20 protein-coding genes are annotated in these 18780 nt (G+C 28.2%); 11 read left to right on the top strand and 9 right to left on the bottom strand.

Annotated elements, in window-relative coordinates:
* Window positions 1–27: 27 nt before the first annotated feature.
* Window positions 28–756, top strand: a complete 729-nt coding sequence (locus CRV03_RS11785) for an amino acid ABC transporter ATP-binding protein (RefSeq protein ID WP_258239084.1) — start codon at window positions 28–30, stop codon at window positions 754–756.
* Between the two features lie 37 nt (window positions 757–793).
* Here the strand turns inward: CRV03_RS11785 and CRV03_RS11780 are convergent, their stop codons facing one another.
* From CRV03_RS11780 to CRV03_RS11760, 5 genes are read right to left on the bottom strand one after another with little or no spacing between them, the layout of a single operon-like run.
* Entirely contained in the window at window positions 794–1456 is a 663-nt protein-coding gene (locus CRV03_RS11780) for a VTT domain-containing protein (RefSeq protein WP_129085340.1), read from the bottom strand.
* A 7-nt stretch (window positions 1457–1463) separates the two neighbouring features.
* A complete protein-coding gene (locus tag CRV03_RS11775; RefSeq protein WP_258239083.1) occupies window positions 1464–2096 on the bottom strand; it encodes a LysE family translocator in 633 nt (210 codons plus the stop codon).
* A gap of 49 nt (window positions 2097–2145) precedes the next feature.
* Complete coding sequence (locus tag CRV03_RS11770) at window positions 2146–2394, bottom strand: hypothetical protein (protein WP_129085339.1); 249 nt, start codon at window positions 2392–2394, stop codon at window positions 2146–2148.
* A gap of 9 nt (window positions 2395–2403) precedes the next feature.
* Complete coding sequence (locus tag CRV03_RS11765; RefSeq protein ID WP_129085338.1) at window positions 2404–2886, bottom strand: hypothetical protein; 483 nt, start codon at window positions 2884–2886, stop codon at window positions 2404–2406.
* Window positions 2887–2921: 35 nt separating this feature from the next.
* A complete protein-coding gene (locus CRV03_RS11760) occupies window positions 2922–3884 on the bottom strand; it encodes a glycosyl transferase (protein WP_129085337.1) in 963 nt (320 codons plus the stop codon).
* 91 nt (window positions 3885–3975) lie between these two features.
* Here CRV03_RS11760 and CRV03_RS11755 point away from each other — a divergent pair, with 91 nt between their 5' ends.
* From CRV03_RS11755 to CRV03_RS11745, 3 genes are all read left to right on the top strand, one after another.
* Window positions 3976–4350 (top strand): hypothetical protein, encoded by a 375-nt coding sequence (locus tag CRV03_RS11755; RefSeq protein WP_129085336.1) that lies wholly within the window; start codon window positions 3976–3978, stop codon window positions 4348–4350.
* A gap of 95 nt (window positions 4351–4445) precedes the next feature.
* On the top strand, window positions 4446–6437 hold the full coding sequence (locus tag CRV03_RS11750; protein ID WP_129085335.1) for an EAL domain-containing protein: 1992 nt from the start codon (window positions 4446–4448) through the stop codon (window positions 6435–6437).
* Between the two features lie 6 nt (window positions 6438–6443).
* Window positions 6444–6788: a cytochrome C gene (locus CRV03_RS11745; protein WP_258239082.1), complete on the top strand. Its 345-nt coding sequence runs from the start codon at window positions 6444–6446 to the stop codon at window positions 6786–6788.
* Between the two features lie 5 nt (window positions 6789–6793).
* Here the strand turns inward: CRV03_RS11745 and serS are convergent, their stop codons facing one another.
* On the bottom strand, window positions 6794–8032 hold the full coding sequence (gene serS / locus CRV03_RS11740; protein WP_129085334.1) for a serine--tRNA ligase: 1239 nt from the start codon (window positions 8030–8032) through the stop codon (window positions 6794–6796).
* A gap of 156 nt (window positions 8033–8188) precedes the next feature.
* Here serS and CRV03_RS11735 point away from each other — a divergent pair, with 156 nt between their 5' ends.
* The 6 genes from CRV03_RS11735 (at window position 8189) to CRV03_RS11710 (ending at window position 14522) form a co-directional block, all read left to right on the top strand.
* Window positions 8189–8656: an RNA polymerase sigma factor gene (locus CRV03_RS11735; protein WP_129085333.1), complete on the top strand. Its 468-nt coding sequence runs from the start codon at window positions 8189–8191 to the stop codon at window positions 8654–8656.
* Window positions 8657–8665: 9 nt separating this feature from the next.
* The gene (locus CRV03_RS11730) at window positions 8666–9628 is read left to right on the top strand and encodes a FecR family protein (protein ID WP_129085332.1); all 963 of its coding nucleotides are present in this window, start codon (window positions 8666–8668) and stop codon (window positions 9626–9628) included.
* Window positions 9629–9718: 90 nt separating this feature from the next.
* On the top strand, window positions 9719–12013 hold the full coding sequence (locus CRV03_RS11725) for a TonB-dependent receptor (protein ID WP_129085331.1): 2295 nt from the start codon (window positions 9719–9721) through the stop codon (window positions 12011–12013).
* Window positions 12014–12147: 134 nt separating this feature from the next.
* Complete coding sequence (locus CRV03_RS11720) at window positions 12148–12468, top strand: hypothetical protein (RefSeq protein ID WP_129085330.1); 321 nt, start codon at window positions 12148–12150, stop codon at window positions 12466–12468.
* A 3-nt stretch (window positions 12469–12471) separates the two neighbouring features.
* The gene (locus tag CRV03_RS11715) at window positions 12472–14037 is read left to right on the top strand and encodes a PepSY-associated TM helix domain-containing protein (protein ID WP_129085329.1); all 1566 of its coding nucleotides are present in this window, start codon (window positions 12472–12474) and stop codon (window positions 14035–14037) included.
* The gene (locus CRV03_RS11710) at window positions 14037–14522 is read left to right on the top strand and encodes a hypothetical protein (protein WP_258239081.1); all 486 of its coding nucleotides are present in this window, start codon (window positions 14037–14039) and stop codon (window positions 14520–14522) included. The genes CRV03_RS11715 and CRV03_RS11710 overlap by 1 nt, the downstream gene beginning before the upstream one ends.
* 3 nt (window positions 14523–14525) lie before the next feature.
* Here the strand turns inward: CRV03_RS11710 and CRV03_RS11705 are convergent, their stop codons facing one another.
* On the bottom strand, window positions 14526–15365 hold the full coding sequence (locus CRV03_RS11705) for a GyrI-like domain-containing protein (protein WP_129085328.1): 840 nt from the start codon (window positions 15363–15365) through the stop codon (window positions 14526–14528).
* Window positions 15366–15489: 124 nt separating this feature from the next.
* Here CRV03_RS11705 and CRV03_RS11700 point away from each other — a divergent pair, with 124 nt between their 5' ends.
* Window positions 15490–16314, top strand: coding sequence for a YitT family protein (locus CRV03_RS11700; RefSeq protein WP_129085327.1), 825 nt, complete (start codon window positions 15490–15492; stop codon window positions 16312–16314).
* Here the strand turns inward: CRV03_RS11700 and CRV03_RS11695 are convergent.
* Complete coding sequence (locus CRV03_RS11695; RefSeq protein ID WP_129085326.1) at window positions 16311–18014, bottom strand: sensor histidine kinase; 1704 nt, start codon at window positions 18012–18014, stop codon at window positions 16311–16313. The genes CRV03_RS11700 and CRV03_RS11695 overlap by 4 nt on opposite strands.
* Window positions 18011–18697, bottom strand: coding sequence for a response regulator transcription factor (locus CRV03_RS11690; RefSeq protein WP_129085325.1), 687 nt, complete (start codon window positions 18695–18697; stop codon window positions 18011–18013). The genes CRV03_RS11695 and CRV03_RS11690 overlap by 4 nt, the downstream gene beginning before the upstream one ends.
* Window positions 18698–18780 lie beyond the last annotated feature (83 nt).

Below are 18780 nucleotides of genomic sequence, written 5' to 3'. Positions count from 1 at the left end.
GAAAACATAATGAGTGAATTAGAATATATGATAGAAATGAACAATGTAAATAAGTGGTATGGTGATTTCCACGTTTTAAAAGATGTTAATTTAAAAGTAAAAAAAGGTGAGAAAATTGTAATTTGTGGACCTTCTGGTTCTGGTAAATCTACTACTATTCGATGTATGAATAGACTAGAACAATTCCAAGAAGGACAAATTGTTATAAATGGTTTAGAATTAACAGAAGATGTAAAAAGAATTAGAGAGATTAGAACTCATGTAGGAATGGTTTTCCAACACTTTAACCTATTCCCTCACCTTTCAATCTTAGAAAACCTGATTCTTGCTCCAACGTGGGTATCTAAAAAACCTAGAAATGAAGCTATTGAAACTGCAATGCACTATTTAGAAAGAGTAAAAATTGCAGAGCAAGCTCATAAATATCCAAATCAATTATCAGGTGGGCAACAACAAAGGGTTGCAATTGCAAGATGTCTTTGTAATAATCCAGAGATAATGCTTTTTGATGAACCAACTTCAGCACTAGACCCAGAGATGATTGGGGAAGTTCTTGATGTAATGGTTGAATTAGCAGATGAAGGTATTACTATGGTTTGTGTTACACATGAGATGGGGTTTGCAAAAAAGGTCGCAGATAGAGTTATCTTTATGGATGCAGGGCAAATTGTAGAAGAAAATACCCCTGAAGAATTCTTTGAAAATCCTCAATCTGATAGATTAAAACTATTCTTAGAACAAATTTTAGATCATTAAAACTTAATTCACAAAGAGTTTTTCTTTGTGAATTAAACTATTTATTTCTTAGCTTTATTCCATTCTTTTTCATAAAAATTAGCCATAAAAACCAAAAAACAAATGTCACACCTAATGCTGCATAAATAGCAGGCATAGGGTCATCAAGTTTTGAAATAGAACCTGCATATGCAATCACACATAAATATGGAATAGTTCCTAAAGACCAAGCAAAAAAGAATCTTTTAAAAGACATTTTACAAGTTCCAGCTAAACATGAAGAGATTTCAGGAAGCATAGGAACAGCTCTTGAAAGAATTAAAACTAAAACTCCATATTTATTAAAAAGTTCTGTCATCTCTAACTTTTGTTCTTCATCACTTGAAAGTTTATCTAAAATCTTTTTACCATGTTTTCTTGATAAAAAGTAACCTGTAAAAGAAGCTGAAAAAAGTCCTAAAAAAGTATAAAACACAGCCAATTCAAAACCAATAAAATACCCTGCAAGGATAATAATTGTCATAGTTGGAACGGCAATAAATAAATCTACAAAAAGAAGTAAAACAATTAAACCTCCTAAAATATAAGAAGGTTGTGACTTCAATGTAGCGAAGATTTCTTTTATATCTTCAACAGTTAAAACTCCACTAAACTTTATAATAAGAAGTGTTGTTGTAAAAATAGTTGCTAAAATTAGAATAGATTTGATTAGTAGTTTCATTTTACTCTTAACTAGAAGCTAGCCAAATTCCTATTCCTATCATCATAGTTCCTGCAATTTTATTTATTAGTTTTACATTATTACTATTTTGCAAAAGTTTTCTAAGAGTTGTTCCACCACTTGCATAGATAATCAAACACATAAACTCTAAGAACAGTATTATTAAAAGAAGAACTGAAAGCTGTGGAGCTAATTCTAAATTTTTATCGATAAAAGGAGGAAGTAAAGCAATAAAAAATGCCCAACCTTTTGGATTTGCAATTGCTGTTAAAAACCCTTGCAAAGCTAAGTTCTTTCTTGAAACACTATAAGAGCACTCATCTAAACTAACAGCCATTTTTCCCTTTGACATCCACATTTGAATACCAAGATAAGCTAAATAAGCTCCACCACCATACTTTAAAACTAAAAATATAGTTGGGTATTTTAGCATTATAGTTGCAACCCCAATAACTGATGCACTTGCAACTAACCCTACGCCAATAAGTTCTCCATACATCATAAAAAATGTTCTTTTTAAACCAATACTCATTCCCATGCTTAAAGCTAAGGTCATACACATACCAGGAGTAATAGAAACAATAAAAAATGTAGGAATAAAAACAGCTAATAATGTTAAGTTTAATAAGTCAAACAGCATAAATCCTTTATAAAAAGGATATTATACTTAAAAAGTAATTTTCATTTATTTAAGATTTTATATTAATTAGAGTTTGAGTCATCTCATCATGAGACTTTAATGCTTTTAATTGAGCTTCTGCAAGTCTTGCTGCAAAATCTTCCTCTACAAAAGCAGAGGTGAAATCAGCACTTTGCTGTGGTGTTATAGGATTTTCTTTATCATAGGCTCGATAAAACCCTTCTTGTATTCTACCTTGTGCTTGCCCCATATAACTAAGACTATTTTTAAAACCTGAAAATAAATCGTGATAACCCATTCTTTTCTCCTATGTTTCAACTTTAAGGATATATTCTTGAGTTGTTTTATTATTGTGAATATCTAAAGACTTTAACATAACATCAGTAATATTTGTTTGAGTCTGAAGCTTCTTAAAACCCAATTGTCTTTTTCTACTATCTTTTATAGTATCTAATGCAAAATCAAATAAAGAGTCATATTTTTCAATTAGTTTCTCTTCATCCTCTGTAAAAGGAAGTTCATGATTTAGACTATTTTTATTTAGAATATGAAAATTGATAATATAAAGTTCATCCTCTTTTAGACCTATTTCTTTTAAAACTTTAAGTGTTTCAAGGTGAGCTTGTTTTTCTAAATCACTCATCGTATCAAGGGTGTCATCTAGTAACTCTTGATAATTAACATTTTCAAAAAAAGAAGAAAACTCCTCTTCATTTTTCTGTGAAGTTTCTTCTTTTGTTTTTTTATCAGGATTAAAAAAAGTATTAAATAAACCAGATACAAGACTCATAATATAACTTATCCTTAAATATATAATACTATATATTATGAAAATAAGTTTTTAAAGAAGCTTAAAAATCCTTTCTTTTCTTCATTTAACATATTGTAGGCTTCATTTATTGAATCAACTCTATTTGCTGCAAATAGTAAAATAGCTACATTTAGCTTAGCTAATTTAATTGTTTCTTTATCAGGATTTTGAATAAATGCTATTGCTTGCTCTAAAGAGATATCTTCAAATTTTCTTGTATAGTTGATATCTAATTGTTTTAAATCAACGCTTTTTTCTTCGATTTTTCCATTTTCATTTACCCAATATTTGAAGTTAGAGAAAACTTCTGTTGTACCTTCATTCCCTTTTAAAATTAAAAGGTTTTCATAGTTGCTTCCAAAAAGTTTTGTGTATTTCTCTACATATGGTTTATGAAAAGCTGATGTAATTGAGTATTTAGAGTTTGCAGGATTTAAAAGTTTTTCTGTTGTATTAAATACTGTTCTCATATAAAGTTTTTTTCTAAGTTCAGTTAAATCAGATAACTCTTTGAAATAATCTTTTCTATCAAAGAAATGAATATTGTCTTCTAACTCAATATTTGTAGCAATATCTTTTACAGTAATTCCCTCTTTTGCTGGTTGACAGAAATCTCCACTAATTACAATATCAAGTGGTTTTATATGATTGTTTTTTTCAAAAAACTCTTTTAATATCTTTCCATATAAAGGGAAAAGATAAGGTTGTTTTGTTTTTCCATCATATGAAAAACCTAATTCAATAGATTCTGGAATATTTTCTCTTTTAATATATTTGTCAAAGGATTGTAAACAACCAGCTAACTCTTCTTCACTTTCAAGTTTCACTCTTAAAAGCATTAAAAAAGCTGCAGCTTGTTCAGGTTCACATTTTTGTTCTAATATCCCTTGAATAGCTTCAATTATTTCTTCTTTTGTTAAATCTCTATTTGATTTTGGTCCCGTTCCAACGGCTTTTATATATTTAAAAAAATTCATAAATGTCCTAGATAAAATATTTTTTGTATTTTAACACAAAAAGTTAATTAAATCACAAAAAATATGCAATTATATTGTAGAATAAACCATTATGAAAGTTTCATTATTACTATTAATACTTATTGGCTCAATTTTTGCCAACTCTAAAATCTATAATGCTTATGCTTTAGCCATTTATGATAAAGATGGAAACAAAGAAATTATAAAAAATAAAAGAGTTACAAATAAAGACTACAAAAATATTTGTATAACTGAAGTCTTTGTAAACTCTAGATTTAAAACTGATATTCCCCACGTAACTATTGGAAATTCAAGAGGTCATTATCAATCTTCAAAATCAGTTTACAATAAAAATAATATTAAAGTGGGAGAAATAATGAAGTTCAAGCACTATAATGTCATGAAAGGTTATTTAATAATAACAATAAATAATAAAATATATGACCGCAAGACATACATAAAGTGATTATTTATAAAATATAACTAAAAACTAACGTTTAATTTTGATTTTTATTTTTATTTTTTGTAGAATGTTTGATACAAAATATAAAAAGAGTAATAATGGTCAATAAATTACAGTTAGAAAATCTAATAAATGAAGCTAAAGACATCAAAGTTCTTTACGTAGAAGATGATTATGAAGTTAGGTTAAATATAGCAAAACTTCTAGAAACAATTTTTCCAACTGTTATACTAACTGAAAATGGTCAAGAAGCATTAGATATTTTTAAAGAAGACCCAACAATTGACTTAATTATTACAGATATAAATATGCCTGTGATGAACGGAATAAGTTTTATAAAAGAGGCTAGAAAAATAAACTTCAATATTCCATCGATTATAATAACTGCACATAATGACAAAGAACTTATCAATGATGCTATTATTGCAGGGATAGATGGTTTTATACTAAAACCACTTGAACTAGACCAACTTTACAATGCCCTTTTAAATGTAATCAATAAATGTAATCTTATAAAAGAAAATGATAGAAATATCGCCATACTAAATCAATATAAAGATATTACAAATAAAAGTTCTATTATTTCAAAAACTGACCCAACGGGAATGATAACTTATGTAAATGATAACTTCTGCGAAATCTCTGGTTACTCTGAAATTGAACTTGTAGGAAGACCACACAATATAGTTAGGCATCCTGATAATCCAAAAGAGCTTTTTGCAAGTCTATGGAAAACAATAAAAAAAGATAAAAAACCTTGGACAGGTATTATTAAAAACCTAACAAAAGATGGGAAAAGCTATTTTGTAAAATCAACTATAAAACCAATTTTTGATAATAGAGGTGAAATAGTTGAATATATGGCTTTAAGAGATGATATCACACAAATAATGAGTGAAAAGAAACAGCTTATTGCTAGTTTAGAATCATGTAGTAAATCATTTTTAGCTCTTATTCAAATTGAAAACTTTGATATTTTAGATAAGTTTTATGATACAAAAAGTGTAGAAAAGATAGAAACAACCCTAGCAAATGCAATTGTTGCATTACTTCCAAAAGATGGACAGGTTTTTGAGAAAATCTACAAGCTTGGAGATGGTTTATTTGCTCTAAGTTGTGATTATACAAGACTAGATAAAGCACAAAAAAAGATAGAGAATATCTTAAGTGAACTAATTATAAATACAAAACAAGAAACAATAAAACTTGATAATATTGAATACGATATCTCTTTAATAGTTAGCTACTGTGTAGGAGAAAAAAACCTATTTGAAAATGCTAAATATGGTATTGAAAGAGCTGTTGAAACAAATATGAATTTAATCTTTGCAAATAATCTAGTAGATGAAGCTCAAAAGAATGCTCAAAAAAATATTGAGACTATTCATATGGTAAAAAAAGCCCTTGATAACTTCAAGATTATCTCATATTTTCAACCAATTATTGATAATCAAACAAAACAAACGATTAAATATGAATCTCTTGTAAGACTTATCAATGAAGAAGGTGAAACTGTATCACCATTTTTCTTCCTTGATGTATCTAAAAAAGGTGCATACTACACAAAAATCACAAACAGAGTAATTGAGAGTTCATTTAATGTTTTAGATCATATTGAGCACAATGTAAGTATTAATCTTTCTGTTTTAGATATTGAAAACAATGCTATTAGAAACAAACTAATAGAGCTTGTTTCAAAGGATAAATACAAAGGTAGAGTAACCTTTGAATTACTAGAAGATGAAAATATTAAAGACTTCAATACAGTTAAAAACTTTATTTCAGATGTTAAGAAAGCTGGAGATGTAAAAATTGCAATTGATGACTTTGGAAGTGGTTATTCTAACTTTGAAAGACTTTTAGAATACACACCTGATATTTTAAAAATCGATGGAAGTTTAATCAAAAATATTGAAACTGATAGTTTTAGTAGAAACCTAGTTGAAACTATAGTAACTTTTGCTAAAAAGCAAAATATTAAAACAATTGCAGAGTATGTAGAAAATGAAGAGATATACAATATCTTAAATGAAATTGGAGTTGATTACTCGCAAGGTTACTATTTTGGTAAACCTGAGAAACTAATCTAAATAAAAATGAAGTATCTCTTTTTAGTTCTTCTTTTTTCTTTATCTGCCAATGCTAATTCCTATGGAAGTTTACTTCTTGAAGGAAACTGTACAACATGTCATCACAAAACAAAAAGTATATCAGCACCATCACTAAAGATAGTTGTTACTAGATACAAAGAAGCCTTTTCAGAGAAAAAAGAGTTTGTTTCATATATGAGTTCTTGGGTTTTAAAACCAAAAGAAGAGACTTCAATTATGTTAGATATGATAAAAAAATATGAGTTGATGCCTGAGTTAGGCTATGATAAAGATACACTTGAAATAATTTCAAGTTATCTTTATGATATGAAGTTTAATGAAGAAAATTAAAGTTCTTATAAATACTTTTTAAGAACTTCAGGAATTGCTACTGTTCCATCTTCTTGTTGATAGTTTTCCATAATAGCTAATAAAGTTCTTCCAACAGCTAATGATGAACCATTTAATGTATGAGCTAATACATTTTTCTTACCATCTTTATATCTGATTTTTGCACGTCTTGCTTGGAATTCTCTTGTATTTGAAATAGAAGAGATTTCTCTATATTTATTTTGACCAGGAAGCCAAACTTCTAAGTCAATAGTTGTAGCAGCACTAAAACCTAAATCACCAGTACATAATTGCACCTTTTGATGAGCAAGTCCAAGTGAACTTAATAAATCACTTGCACAAGAAACCATTTTTTCAAATACTTCTTGAGACTCTTCTTGTTTTGTAATAGCAACCATTTCAACTTTGTCAAATTGGTGTTGTCTGATTAGTCCTCTTGTATCTCTTCCTGCACTTCCTGCTTCTTTTCTAAAACAAGGAGTATAAGAAGTTAACATTAAAGGTAACTCTTCTGCTGGAACAATTTCATCATTATAAAGGTTTGTTAGACTTACTTCTGCTGTAGGAATAAGGTATAAATCTTCACCTTCAATTTTAAATAAATCATCTTCAAACTTTGGAAGTTGTCCAGTTCCTTGAAGTGTATTAGAGTTTGCCATAAATGGAACATACCACTCTTCAAAACCTCTTTCTCTGTTAAAATCTAACATATAGTTAATAAGTGCTCGCTCTAATCTTGCACCCTGCCCTTTTATAGCAGAAAATCTTGATTTAGCTAATTTAACACCTCTTTCAAAGTCTAACCAACCATTATCTAAATCCCAGTGTTCTTTTGGTTCAAAAGAGAACTGAGGTTTTTCACCAATAGTTTCTAACACTACATTCTCTTCTTCATCTGCACCATCTGGAACATTTGCATCTGGAAGATTTGGAACACCAAGTGCAATAGAAGTTAACTTCTCTTCTAAAACTCTTACTTCATCTTCCATTGATTGTTTTTTAGATTTTAATTCATTAATTGAAGCTTGTAAAGGTGCAATATCAAGACCTTCTTTTTTGTATCTACCAAACTCTTTAGATAATTTATTTTGCTCAGCAGTAACATTTTCCATCTCTTGTCTTTTTGCTTTTGCATCTTGCGCTAATGCTTTTAAATTATCTAAAACCTCTTGTTCTACACCCTTTCTTTTAAGTGCAGTTGCCATAGTTTCAAAATCTTTTTGTAGTTCTCTTACATCAATCATTTTAATCTTTCGCGTTTAATTTTTCGTGATTATATCTAATTTTTTCTATGTGGTTGCTTTGCAAGTTTTTATTAAAGGAATTTATTTTGATTTCTAACTTTTTTCAAATTTTAATTATGATAATATTTCTCAAAATCAAAAAGGATTTTATTTAACGTGCTTCAATATTATCAAGAGTTAGTATATTATGTTCAAAGAATGGTAGGTGACAAGGATAGAGCAAAGGATGTTATCCAAGAAGCTTATAGTAGATTATTATATGTAAACAAAAGTTCAAATATTGATAATGAAAGAGCCTACTTATACAAAACCTCAAGAAATATTGTAATAGACCAGTCAAGAAAAGAGAAAAGCTCATCTGAAACTCTTTATGAAGAAGAGGAACATAGTATTCCTCAAGAAGAGCAACCCCATGAACAAGTAGTACAATCAAACCAATATGAACAAATGATGAAAATAGTTCAAAGCCTTCCACCAAAATGCCAACAAGCCTTTATTTTACACGTAATTGAAGGATACTCTAGAAAAGAAATCTCTTCAAAGATGGGTATAAGTATCGCTGCAGTTGAGAAAAATATTCTTAGAGCCAGTGAAAAAATCAAAAACAAAATGAACAATTATTAGGAGCCAAATATGAAAAGTATCCAACAAATAGCTATATCTTGGCTTACAAGAGAAGAAGAAGGTTTAAATGAAAAAGAAAAAAGTGAATTAAACTTTTGGTTAAACTCAAATGAAAATCATAAAAAAATATACGAAGAAAATAAATCTATTAGAAAGGCATTTAAATCTCTTCCTTCCCAATTAAAAGACGAATTGGCCTGTAAAGCGAAAAAAGGAGCAAAAAAAACAAAGATAATTGAAAAAGCAAAACCATTAGCAGCAGCTGCAATATTTATTTTAGCCCTTGGTTTTGGAAGTTTCAAATACAATGATTTTGTTTCTCCTACTTATTCAAATCATCTAGTTTCACAAAATAGTATTAATAATAATATTCTTTTACCTGATAATACAAAAATAGTTTTAGATAAAAACTCTGATATAGAAGTTAACTATTTTAAAAACAAAAGAGAAATAAAGTTTAATGAAGGCCGAGCAATGTTTTATGTTGCAAAAGATAAAACAAAAGTCTTTACTATAAAGGTAAACGATACTCAAATAAAAGTTTTAGGTACAGCTTTTGAGGTTGATAAATTTGATAAAAAGATTTCTATAAAAGTAAAAGAGGGGCTTGTAAAAATATCAAAAGAAAACAATAATAAGTATGAAACAATAGCTTTATTAAAAAAAGAGGATTCTCTTTTATTAGATGAGAATTCAAACATATTATCTTTAAATAAAATTCAAACAAATAAAATAGCAAACTGGGAAGAAGGATATATTTTATTTAATAACACTCCTTTAAAAGAAGCTATTAAACAATTTTCAAGATACAATAAAATCGAAGCTAGCTTTGAAAATTATGACATTTCACAAACTGCTATAACAGGGAGGTTCCAATTAAATGAATTTGATTCTTTTATTAAAGCTTTACCAAAAATTTATGCACTTAAAGTAGAAAAGAAAAACAAAAAAATAAAATTTTTTGAAAATTGATGTCTGATTTTTTTTATTCATCCGTCTTATTATCGAAAAGAATAATTTTAATAATCATTCTTAATACTAAAAAGAAACTAAAGGACACAAATGATTAAAAAGAAATCAACATTGATTGCACCAATGTTAGCTCTTGCTTTATCAACAAGCTTATATGCAAAACAATATTCAGTTGAAAACCTATCTTTACAAAAAGCAATTGAACAATTATCAAAAGACTCAAACATGTCATATATGGTTGATGCAAAACTATTAAAAAATCAAAAAGCATCAAACTTTAAAAATATAGAAGGCATTGAAAAAGCTTTTAAAGAACTACTAAAAGATACAAATCTTGAAGCAGTTATTGAAGATGAGACTATTTTAATTAGAAAAAAAAGAGTACATGAAAAAGAAAATAGTGCTTCAAACAACTTAGGACAAGTGGAAGTTCAAGGAGATTGGATTGGTAATTCAAGTTTTGAAGATGTAAAAACTTACAGTGGAGCAAGAACAATTATTGATTCTGCGACATTAAATAAAACAGCTGCAAAAAATATTGAAGACGCTTTAAGAGTTGTACCAGGTATTCAAATTCAAGATGAAACAGGAACTGGTGTTTTACCAAATATCTCATTAAGAGGATTAAAACCAGGAAGAAGTGCAAACTTAAATGCAATGGTAAATGGAATTCCTGCAGCAATCGCTCCTTATAGTCACTCTAGTTTTTCATTATTTCCAATTACAATGGAAACTTTAGAAACAATTGATATTGTAAGAGGTGGAGCAGCAGTTCACTATGGTCCAAATAATGTTGGTGGAGTTGTAAATTTTGTTACAAAACCTATTTCAACAAAACCTTCTTCTACAATAAAAGGAACAGTACACTCAGCTGATAATGGAAATATCTTAACTGATACTTATTTTAGAACAGGTGGTTTTATAAATGACAATTTAGGATTACAACTTCAATACAATAATATAAATGGAGAATCATTTAGAGACCACTCTGATACAAATGTAAATAACTACATTTTTGATTTAGAGTATTTCCCAACAGATAATAGTGAAATCAAATCAAATATCCAATACTACAAAGCTGATGCCAACTTACCAGGTGCACAACTTCCAAAAGATTATAAAGATGATAAAAGCTCTTCACAAAGACCATATGATGAATTTCATGGAAAAACAAAAAGAGCTTCTGTAACATATAAACTTAATCCTACAGAAGATACAGAGTTTTACTGGATGAACTATGCACAAAAAAGTGAAAGAAGATTTGATTGGGGTTGGAATACATCAGGTTCTTCATTTACTCCAGGAACAGCTGATTCTGTAAGAGTTGCCGATAGAGAAATTGATGTTTTTGGAACTGAACCTAGATTTACTTTTGAAAAAGCTAATCACAAAGTTACTTTCGGAACAAGATATGTAAAAGAAGATGTTGATTACTTATTACACCAAACAAAATTTAGCGATGGAGTTCAAGGTACTATTAGAGATTGGAAAATCAAAACAGATGCAGTAGCAGCTTATTTAAGTGATACTATCTCTTTAATGGATGGAAGATTAAAAGTTACTCCAGGTATTAGATACGAAAAAATTGATACTGATTTTGGTGATAACCTAAGTAATGACCCACTTGCAGATAAAAGAAAAGATATGAGGTCTTGGCTTCCAGGTTTAAGTATTGGTTATCAAGCAACAAATGACCTGTTTTTATTTACAAATGCACAAAGATCTCTTAAATCTCCACAAGTAGCACAAGTAAGAAAAGATGGTGATTTAGCAGCTGAACTTGCGTGGAACTATGAAGTTGGATTTAGATATGAACCAAATAGTAAATTTAGTATTGGAAGTACACTTTACAGAATTGACTATGAAGACCAAATTGAGTATGTAGCTAGCACACAATCTTTTAAAAATCTTGGAGAAACTAGACACCAAGGTATTGAAACTCAAATCAATTTTAAACCAAGTGATAATACACAGTTTGCACTAGGATATACATATCTTGATACAGAACAATTAACAGGTGATAATAGAGGAAATCAACTTCCTTGGGTAGCTAAACATCAATTTAGTATTTCATCTGATTATGAATACAATAAAAATAAATTCAACCTAACAGGTCTTTATATTAGTAAAGCATTTTCTGATAGTGCTAATACAAAAGAAGAATCAGCAAATGGGCAATATGGAGAGGTTCCTTCATATACTCTATGGAATGCAAAAGTTTCAAGGGAAGTTAAATTAAACAGTGACTTTACAGCAGATCTTAGCTTTGGAGTTAACAATATCTTTGATGAAGATTATTACTTTAGAGGTGTTGATGTAAGTCCAATTGGTAGAGTAGCAGGACAAGGAAGAACATTCATAGTTTCTGCACAAATTAACTTTTAAAATTTTTAGTTGAGTCTACACCTTGTAGTACTCAACTAATTACATCTAAAACTACTTATCATGATAGCTTTAGTATTAAGTATTAATTTAACTTAAATGATTATAATTCTCAAAATTAAATAAAGGTATTATTGTTGAATTCAAAATTTAAAACTATTTATAAAAATCTCTCAACACCTGAAAATAGCGGAAAAAAGATTGGCTTATTTAGAACTTTGTGTTCTATCTTTGGTGGACTATTAGTCTCTTATTTATTTATGACTTTATTAAGCTTTTTAACACCTGTTCCCTTAGGAGAGTCCCTTGTTATTCCTATATACCTTTATACTTTATTATGGGCAGTTCTCTCTTTTTGGATAGCCCTATCTCACACAAAACTGATTGCACTTAAAAGGGTTTTTATTCCTAGTTTAATATGTGCTATTGGTATTTTATTTTTTATTTTAGGAAGTTAATCTATGGAAAATGCAAGTAAATTATTTAAACAAAGACTTCAAAGAATACATGTAAGTGTAGGAATTAGTGCCTCATTATTTATGTACTTATGTGTTTTCTTTGGTATTTTTGCAATCTTTTTACCCTATATTCAAACATGGGAAAAACCTTCAAGACATTTTGAAGCTGCAAATATCAAAGAGATAAACTACTCAAAGATGATTGACCCAGTTATTAGTGACCCAAACTTTCCTACAAACAATATTATTATTGAACTTCCTGGATACTTTAATGACCCAGCCTTAAAAGTAAATCATATGTTTGTAGAACCAGTTGTTTTTAATCCAAAAACTATGGAAAAAGTAAATGATGAAGGTGACAATTCTCAGTTAGCAAGATTTTTAAATCATATGCACTATGGAAGACCTTTTATGAGTGTTGGATACTTTGTATTTGGTCTTGTTGCAGTTTCAGTTATGCTTTTAATTATTGGTGGACTTATTCAAGTTTATTATTTAAAATACAACAATAACCCCAAAAACCATCAAGGAAAATTTTCAAAATACCATAGAAAAGTTTTTATGTGGTTATTTGCTCCTTTTGTAATAGTTACTCTTACAGGAGCTTATATGAATATTGGATATTCAGGCTCAACTTTAATGACATATATCTCTTCAAAAGGTGAAATCTCAAATACTTGGCAAGCAGTTGGTCCAGTATTAAAGCCTCAAAGAGCTTTAGTAGAAAAAAACAATGAACAAGCTTCCATGCTTCCAATTAGTGAACTTATTCAAAAAGCTGAAGATGTAAATCCAAGTATCAACTTTGACAAAATAAAACTTATCAACTGGAAAGATAGTTCTGCACAAGTTGAACTTACGGGATATAATCCAAACTTTCCATTTCTAAATGGAGTATTTAATAACCCAGTTGTTGTTTTAAGTGGAGTTGATGGAAGTTTAATTGAGTACAAAAAAGTATTAGATGGAAACTGGACAAGTATGTTTGCAGATACTTTATATTTCTTACACTTGCTTTTTGGAGTTGATATTTTTGTAAGAACAATCATTGCTATTATCATGGCTATTTGTGGAGTTGCAATTGGTTTTGGAGTGATGCTTTTCTTAGAGAAAAAAGCTAAAAAGTTTGATAATAAAATTCCCTTTTATCACTGGTTTGGAAAACTATCTTTAACAGTTATGATTGGAGTTATACCAGCAACTGGATTTATCTTTTTACTTCAATGGCTTTTACCATTTGATATGCAAGATAGGATGTTTTGGCAAAAAGGACTATTTTTTATTGCATGGCTTAGTACTTTAACTTGGGCTTTTTATAGAATTTGTTCTTTTAAAGCGGCTAAAGAGTTTTTAGTTTTAGGTGCAATTTTATTTATGATAACACCACTTGTTCATTTTTATGTATCTGGATTTTCTCCTATTGAACTATTTACAAACAATATGTTTATCATCTTAAATGTTGATATTGCCCTATTTATTTTTGGACTTTTACTTCTATTTATAGGATTCAAAATACCAAAAGATAGAGAAGAATTTAAACTTCTATTTTCTAAAAAAAAGGATAAATAATGAAAATAAAATCAATACTTGTTTTTTTACTATTAAGTTTAAACCTAAGTGCTCATACTTTACTTATGGATGTTATTGATAATGAAGACAATACAATAACAGTAGTTGGAGCTTTTAGTACAGGAGAGAAAACTGTTGGTGCTTTAGTTAAACTTGAGTCACTAATTTCAGGAGAAGTGTTATATCAAAAAAGACTTCCAGATGAAAGTGAACTTACAATTGAGATTCCAAAAGAGCAGTACCAAGTAGTTCTTGATGGAGGACCTGGACATACTGTGGTAAAAGAAGGTTTTGCTCCCCTTGAAGGTTTTACTAAAAAAACATCAATGGAAACTTCAAGTAAAAAACTTTCTCAAAATCAACATGGAGCATTAATTAGCACTTCTGTTATTGTACTGTTTTCAATAGCCTTTGTTCTTCTTGCTCTTACTTTATATTTTAGTGCAAGAAATACAAAAATATTAACTGCTCAACTAAAAAAATAAAACTTACATTGAGATAGATAAATAAAAATCTAAATCAAGAGTCTTATCATTTGTTAAATAAAAATCATTTTTATATATAACAAATGAAGGCTCAGTATTTGCTTCATATCCACTATTTATCAACCAATCAAAATAAACCCAGAAAATAAAATCAACAAACTCTTTTTTACTACCTTTAAAACTAAACTTTGCACAAATTTGTTCCGGCATAGTAAGATAAGGAAAACTATCATCTACTAACTCTTTATCAAAAGTAAGAGCAGAAACAAAACGACTTTTTTCAAACTCTTTTAAAACTAGATTATCATGAAAAAAATTGATTTTATTAAAATTTTTGTAGCCTTTTATCAAAGCCCAAGTATTTAACTTATCCCAAGAATTATCAAACTCTTGTTTAGTTCCTGTATGTCTTATATAATATGCTTTTCGTGATTTAAACCTAAATATTTCTGGTTTTATTTGAAACTTTTTAAGGCTTTTTCTAAGAAATAGCTCTTTATATTCTCCATTTCTCCAACGCTTTGGTGTAGTTTTAAACATCTCTTTAAATACTCGAATAAAAGCTGCTTGGGAAGTATAACCACAATTTCTTGCAACATTTGAGATAGTTGAACTTTTATTTGTTAAAAGTAAACTTGCAGCTTTTTGAAGTCTGATTGCTTTTATTGTTTCATAAATATTTTGTCCGAACTCTTCTTTAAACACTCTATGCATATGAAACTTACTGATATTTAGATTTATACTTAATTCATCAAGATTAATATCAGTACTAATATATCTATAAATATAGTGCATAACATCATTTGCAATTTGACTATGTCTTTTTTGAGTATCTTTTTTCATAAAATCATTATAACTTAATAAAATTATTTTAAGCAAGAATAGTAAACTTTTTAATCAATAATAGTAAAGAATAAAATTCTATTTTTATCTATAATTCAAGCAAAAAAGGAATTTTAAAATAGATATGAAAAAGATTTTATATTTAATTATTGGTTCATTTATTATTGCTTATGCTGCAACGGCTTTTTTAAATCCAAATAGTATTGTAACAGGAGGAGGAGTAGGATTAGCCCAACTTCTACATGAGATATTTCCCTTATTTACACTTGGTGTATGGATAGCTATTGTTAGTGTACCTTTAATTTTAATTGGAATGAAATATTTTGGAAAGAACTTTGTATTTAAAACTTTAGTTTCTATCTCTCTTATCTCTTTATTTACTGATCTTTTAAGAGAAGTTCTAAAAATACAACCAGCAACAAATGAAATAATTTTAGCAGCTATTTTTGGAGGATTACTAATAGGTTTAGGAGTTGGACTTATACTTTTAGCTAAAGCTTCTACGGGAGGAACAACTATTCTTGCAGAAGTTATAGCCCAAAAAAGTAGATTTAAAACTTCGCAAATTCTTTTAGTGATTGATGGTCTTATTATGTTTTGGTCTATATTTGTTTATAACGACCTTGAAAAAGCTTTATTTTCTGTGATTGGAATATATATAACTTCTAGAATAATTGATATTTTAATATCAGGAAAACCCGCTCAAAAATCTGTAACAATAGTTTCAAATAATATAAGAGAATTAAGTAAAGACATAGATGCAAAACTTGGAGAACATGGAACAATAATAAATGGATACAATCTAAAACAAGAAAAAAGCAAAACTTTAATTCTTGTAGTTGTAGATATTTCAAAGTTGCAACTTCTAAAAAGTATTACTAAAAAACATGATAAAGATGCTTTTTTAGTTATTCAAGAAGCTTCAGAACTTTATGGTAGAGAGGATTAAACCTCTATCGTAAAGCAGGCACCTTCTTTTTTATTTTCAACTCTTAGTTTTCCTTTAAAGTGAGAGTTGATTATTGTTTTAGACATATAAAGCCCTATTCCACTTCCACTGTCTTTTGTAGTGAAATATGGCTCAAAAATCTTATTTAAATCAGCTTTTTTTATTCCACCTGCATTATCACAAACAGTAGTGAAAGATTTATCAAAATAGCTATCTATGGTGATTTTTATTTTCCCATCCTCTATTTGCCTTTGAACTAAAACGTCTTTTGCATTTGTAATTAAGTTTAAAACTACTTGAGAATACTCATTTTCATAGGCATAAATTTTTTTATCTTTTCTAATATCAAGCTCTAATTCTATATTCTCTTTTTCTAATAAAACAGCCATAATATCAACTGCTTGTTTTACAGCCTTTGATAAATAAAAGTTTTCTTTCTCTTTTTGTGGCTTATAAAAATCTCGAAAACTATCTATTGTACTTGACATAAACTCCAACTGTTTATTTGACTCTTCAATTTTCTCATCTAAATACTCTTTTGAAAGTTTCTCATCATATGAAGCCATTTGTAAATTCATATTTATAAAACTAAGATGAGTAAGAGGCTGTCTCCATTGATGAGCGATATTATTTATCATTTCTCCCATTGAGGCTAGTTTTTCTTTATGTATTAGAAGTTTCTCTTTTTCGTTTTTCTCTTTTACTATTCTTCTAAGAGCAAAAGCTAAGGCTAAAGTAAAAATTAATGACTCCATTGGAGCTGCAAAGTGAATAGTATAAATACCACTAAAAGGTATTAAGTCCTTCTCTGCCATATATACAAAGCTAGCCATAAAACTCCAACCAATAGTATAAATAATGGCATTTTTATTTCCATTTATAATTGAAAGTAAACCTAATAAAGAAGGAATCAAAAAACTTATATAAAAAGGCATATACTCATATAGTAAGGAGTAATTTATTAAAAGAATAACCCCTATATCAATTGTATTTATCCATAAAAAAAAGTTTATTAAACTACTTGAAAAAGATAACTTATTTTTTGCATTTAAAATCTCTTTTGCAAAAAGTAAAGTAAATATAAAACTCAAGTTTTCAAGTATATCTATTAGTGTTTGCGCAAATGTTGTTGGATATGGTTTAAAACTTACTATCATAAAACCTATCAAAGATAACAAAACAAAAAGTTGCATAATTGAGTAGTAAAGAAAGTATTTTTCTCTTATGGAAAAGTAGATTATAAAGTAGTATAAAAAAGCACAAAAAATTATCCCATAGGCTACTCCATAGATTATACCTTCATAGGGTAACAAGTTTTCATATTCACTTTGAGAGATAACTTTTACTCTAAAACCTGGTCTTTTAGGAGTATCATATTCATACTCAAAATATAAAATATCAGGAGCAGTTTTATCAAGTTTGATAAGCATCATATGATTATAGTTTTTATAAATAGTATTTGTATGAGTCATGTTCTCATAATCAGAAATAGCAGTTAGATAATAGTTTTTACCAAGATAGTTTTTCTTTTTTAATTTTACTTTTATAGCAAACTGTTTAACTTTTTTATCTTTATATTCAAGATAACTTGCATTTTTAAAACTATTTAAGTCTTCAGAAATCTTTACAGACTCAATAACATTGAACTTATCAGCATACAGAAAAGAGAAGAAAAAAAGAAAAGAAAGAACTATTTTCATCTGTAAAGTTCTATCTTATATCCAAGCTTAGATATATTTTTAATACAGTTTGTAGGTAGTTTTTTTCTTAAGTCTCTTATTAAAAGCCTAAGTGCATTTTCACTCATATATTCATCTTGCCAAATATCACTTTGTAACTGTTCATAAGTAGCAGGTTTAGGATGCTGTTTACATAGCAATTCTAAAAGAGATATTTCACTTTTTGTTAATTTTATCTCTTTTTCTTCAATTCTTAAAATACTTTCAAAACTGTCATAATAAGCAGTCTCAGTTAAATACTTTTTGTTACTTTCATCTTCAAAACTCTCTTTTGCACACTGTAGAAGTAAAGGAAAAATAGTGTCATGCTTGATTGGTTTTGTAAGATATTTTACTAAACCTAAATCAATGGCATCAAGTAAATAGTTTTTATCTGTAAAAGCAGAAAGGACTATAAATTGTGTTTTTTTATCACTTTGTCTAACTTTTCTAACCATATCTAAGCCACTTAATTTTGGCATTTTTATATCAGTTATTACCAAGTGAGGTTTCTGTTTTTCTATAATATCAAGTGCAGTAAAAGCATCATTTGCTTCATAAACATTTTCAAAAAATCTTTTTAAATATGAGACTGCATTTTCTCTAATAAAATCTTCATCTTCTACATATAGAACTTTTAGTTTTTTGTACTCTTCTTTTAACATGGAAAGAATTATACAATATTCTTATTAAATATTAATAGTTATTATCATAATTGGAAGTATAACTAAAAAGGAAAACTCCTTTT

Source organism: Arcobacter sp. F155 (assembly GCF_004116455.1).
In the GTDB taxonomy this organism is placed as follows: Bacteria; Campylobacterota; Campylobacteria; order Campylobacterales; family Arcobacteraceae; genus Halarcobacter.
Note: the sequence above shows the minus strand (reverse complement) of the source record. Positions and strands in the feature narration are given on the sequence as shown.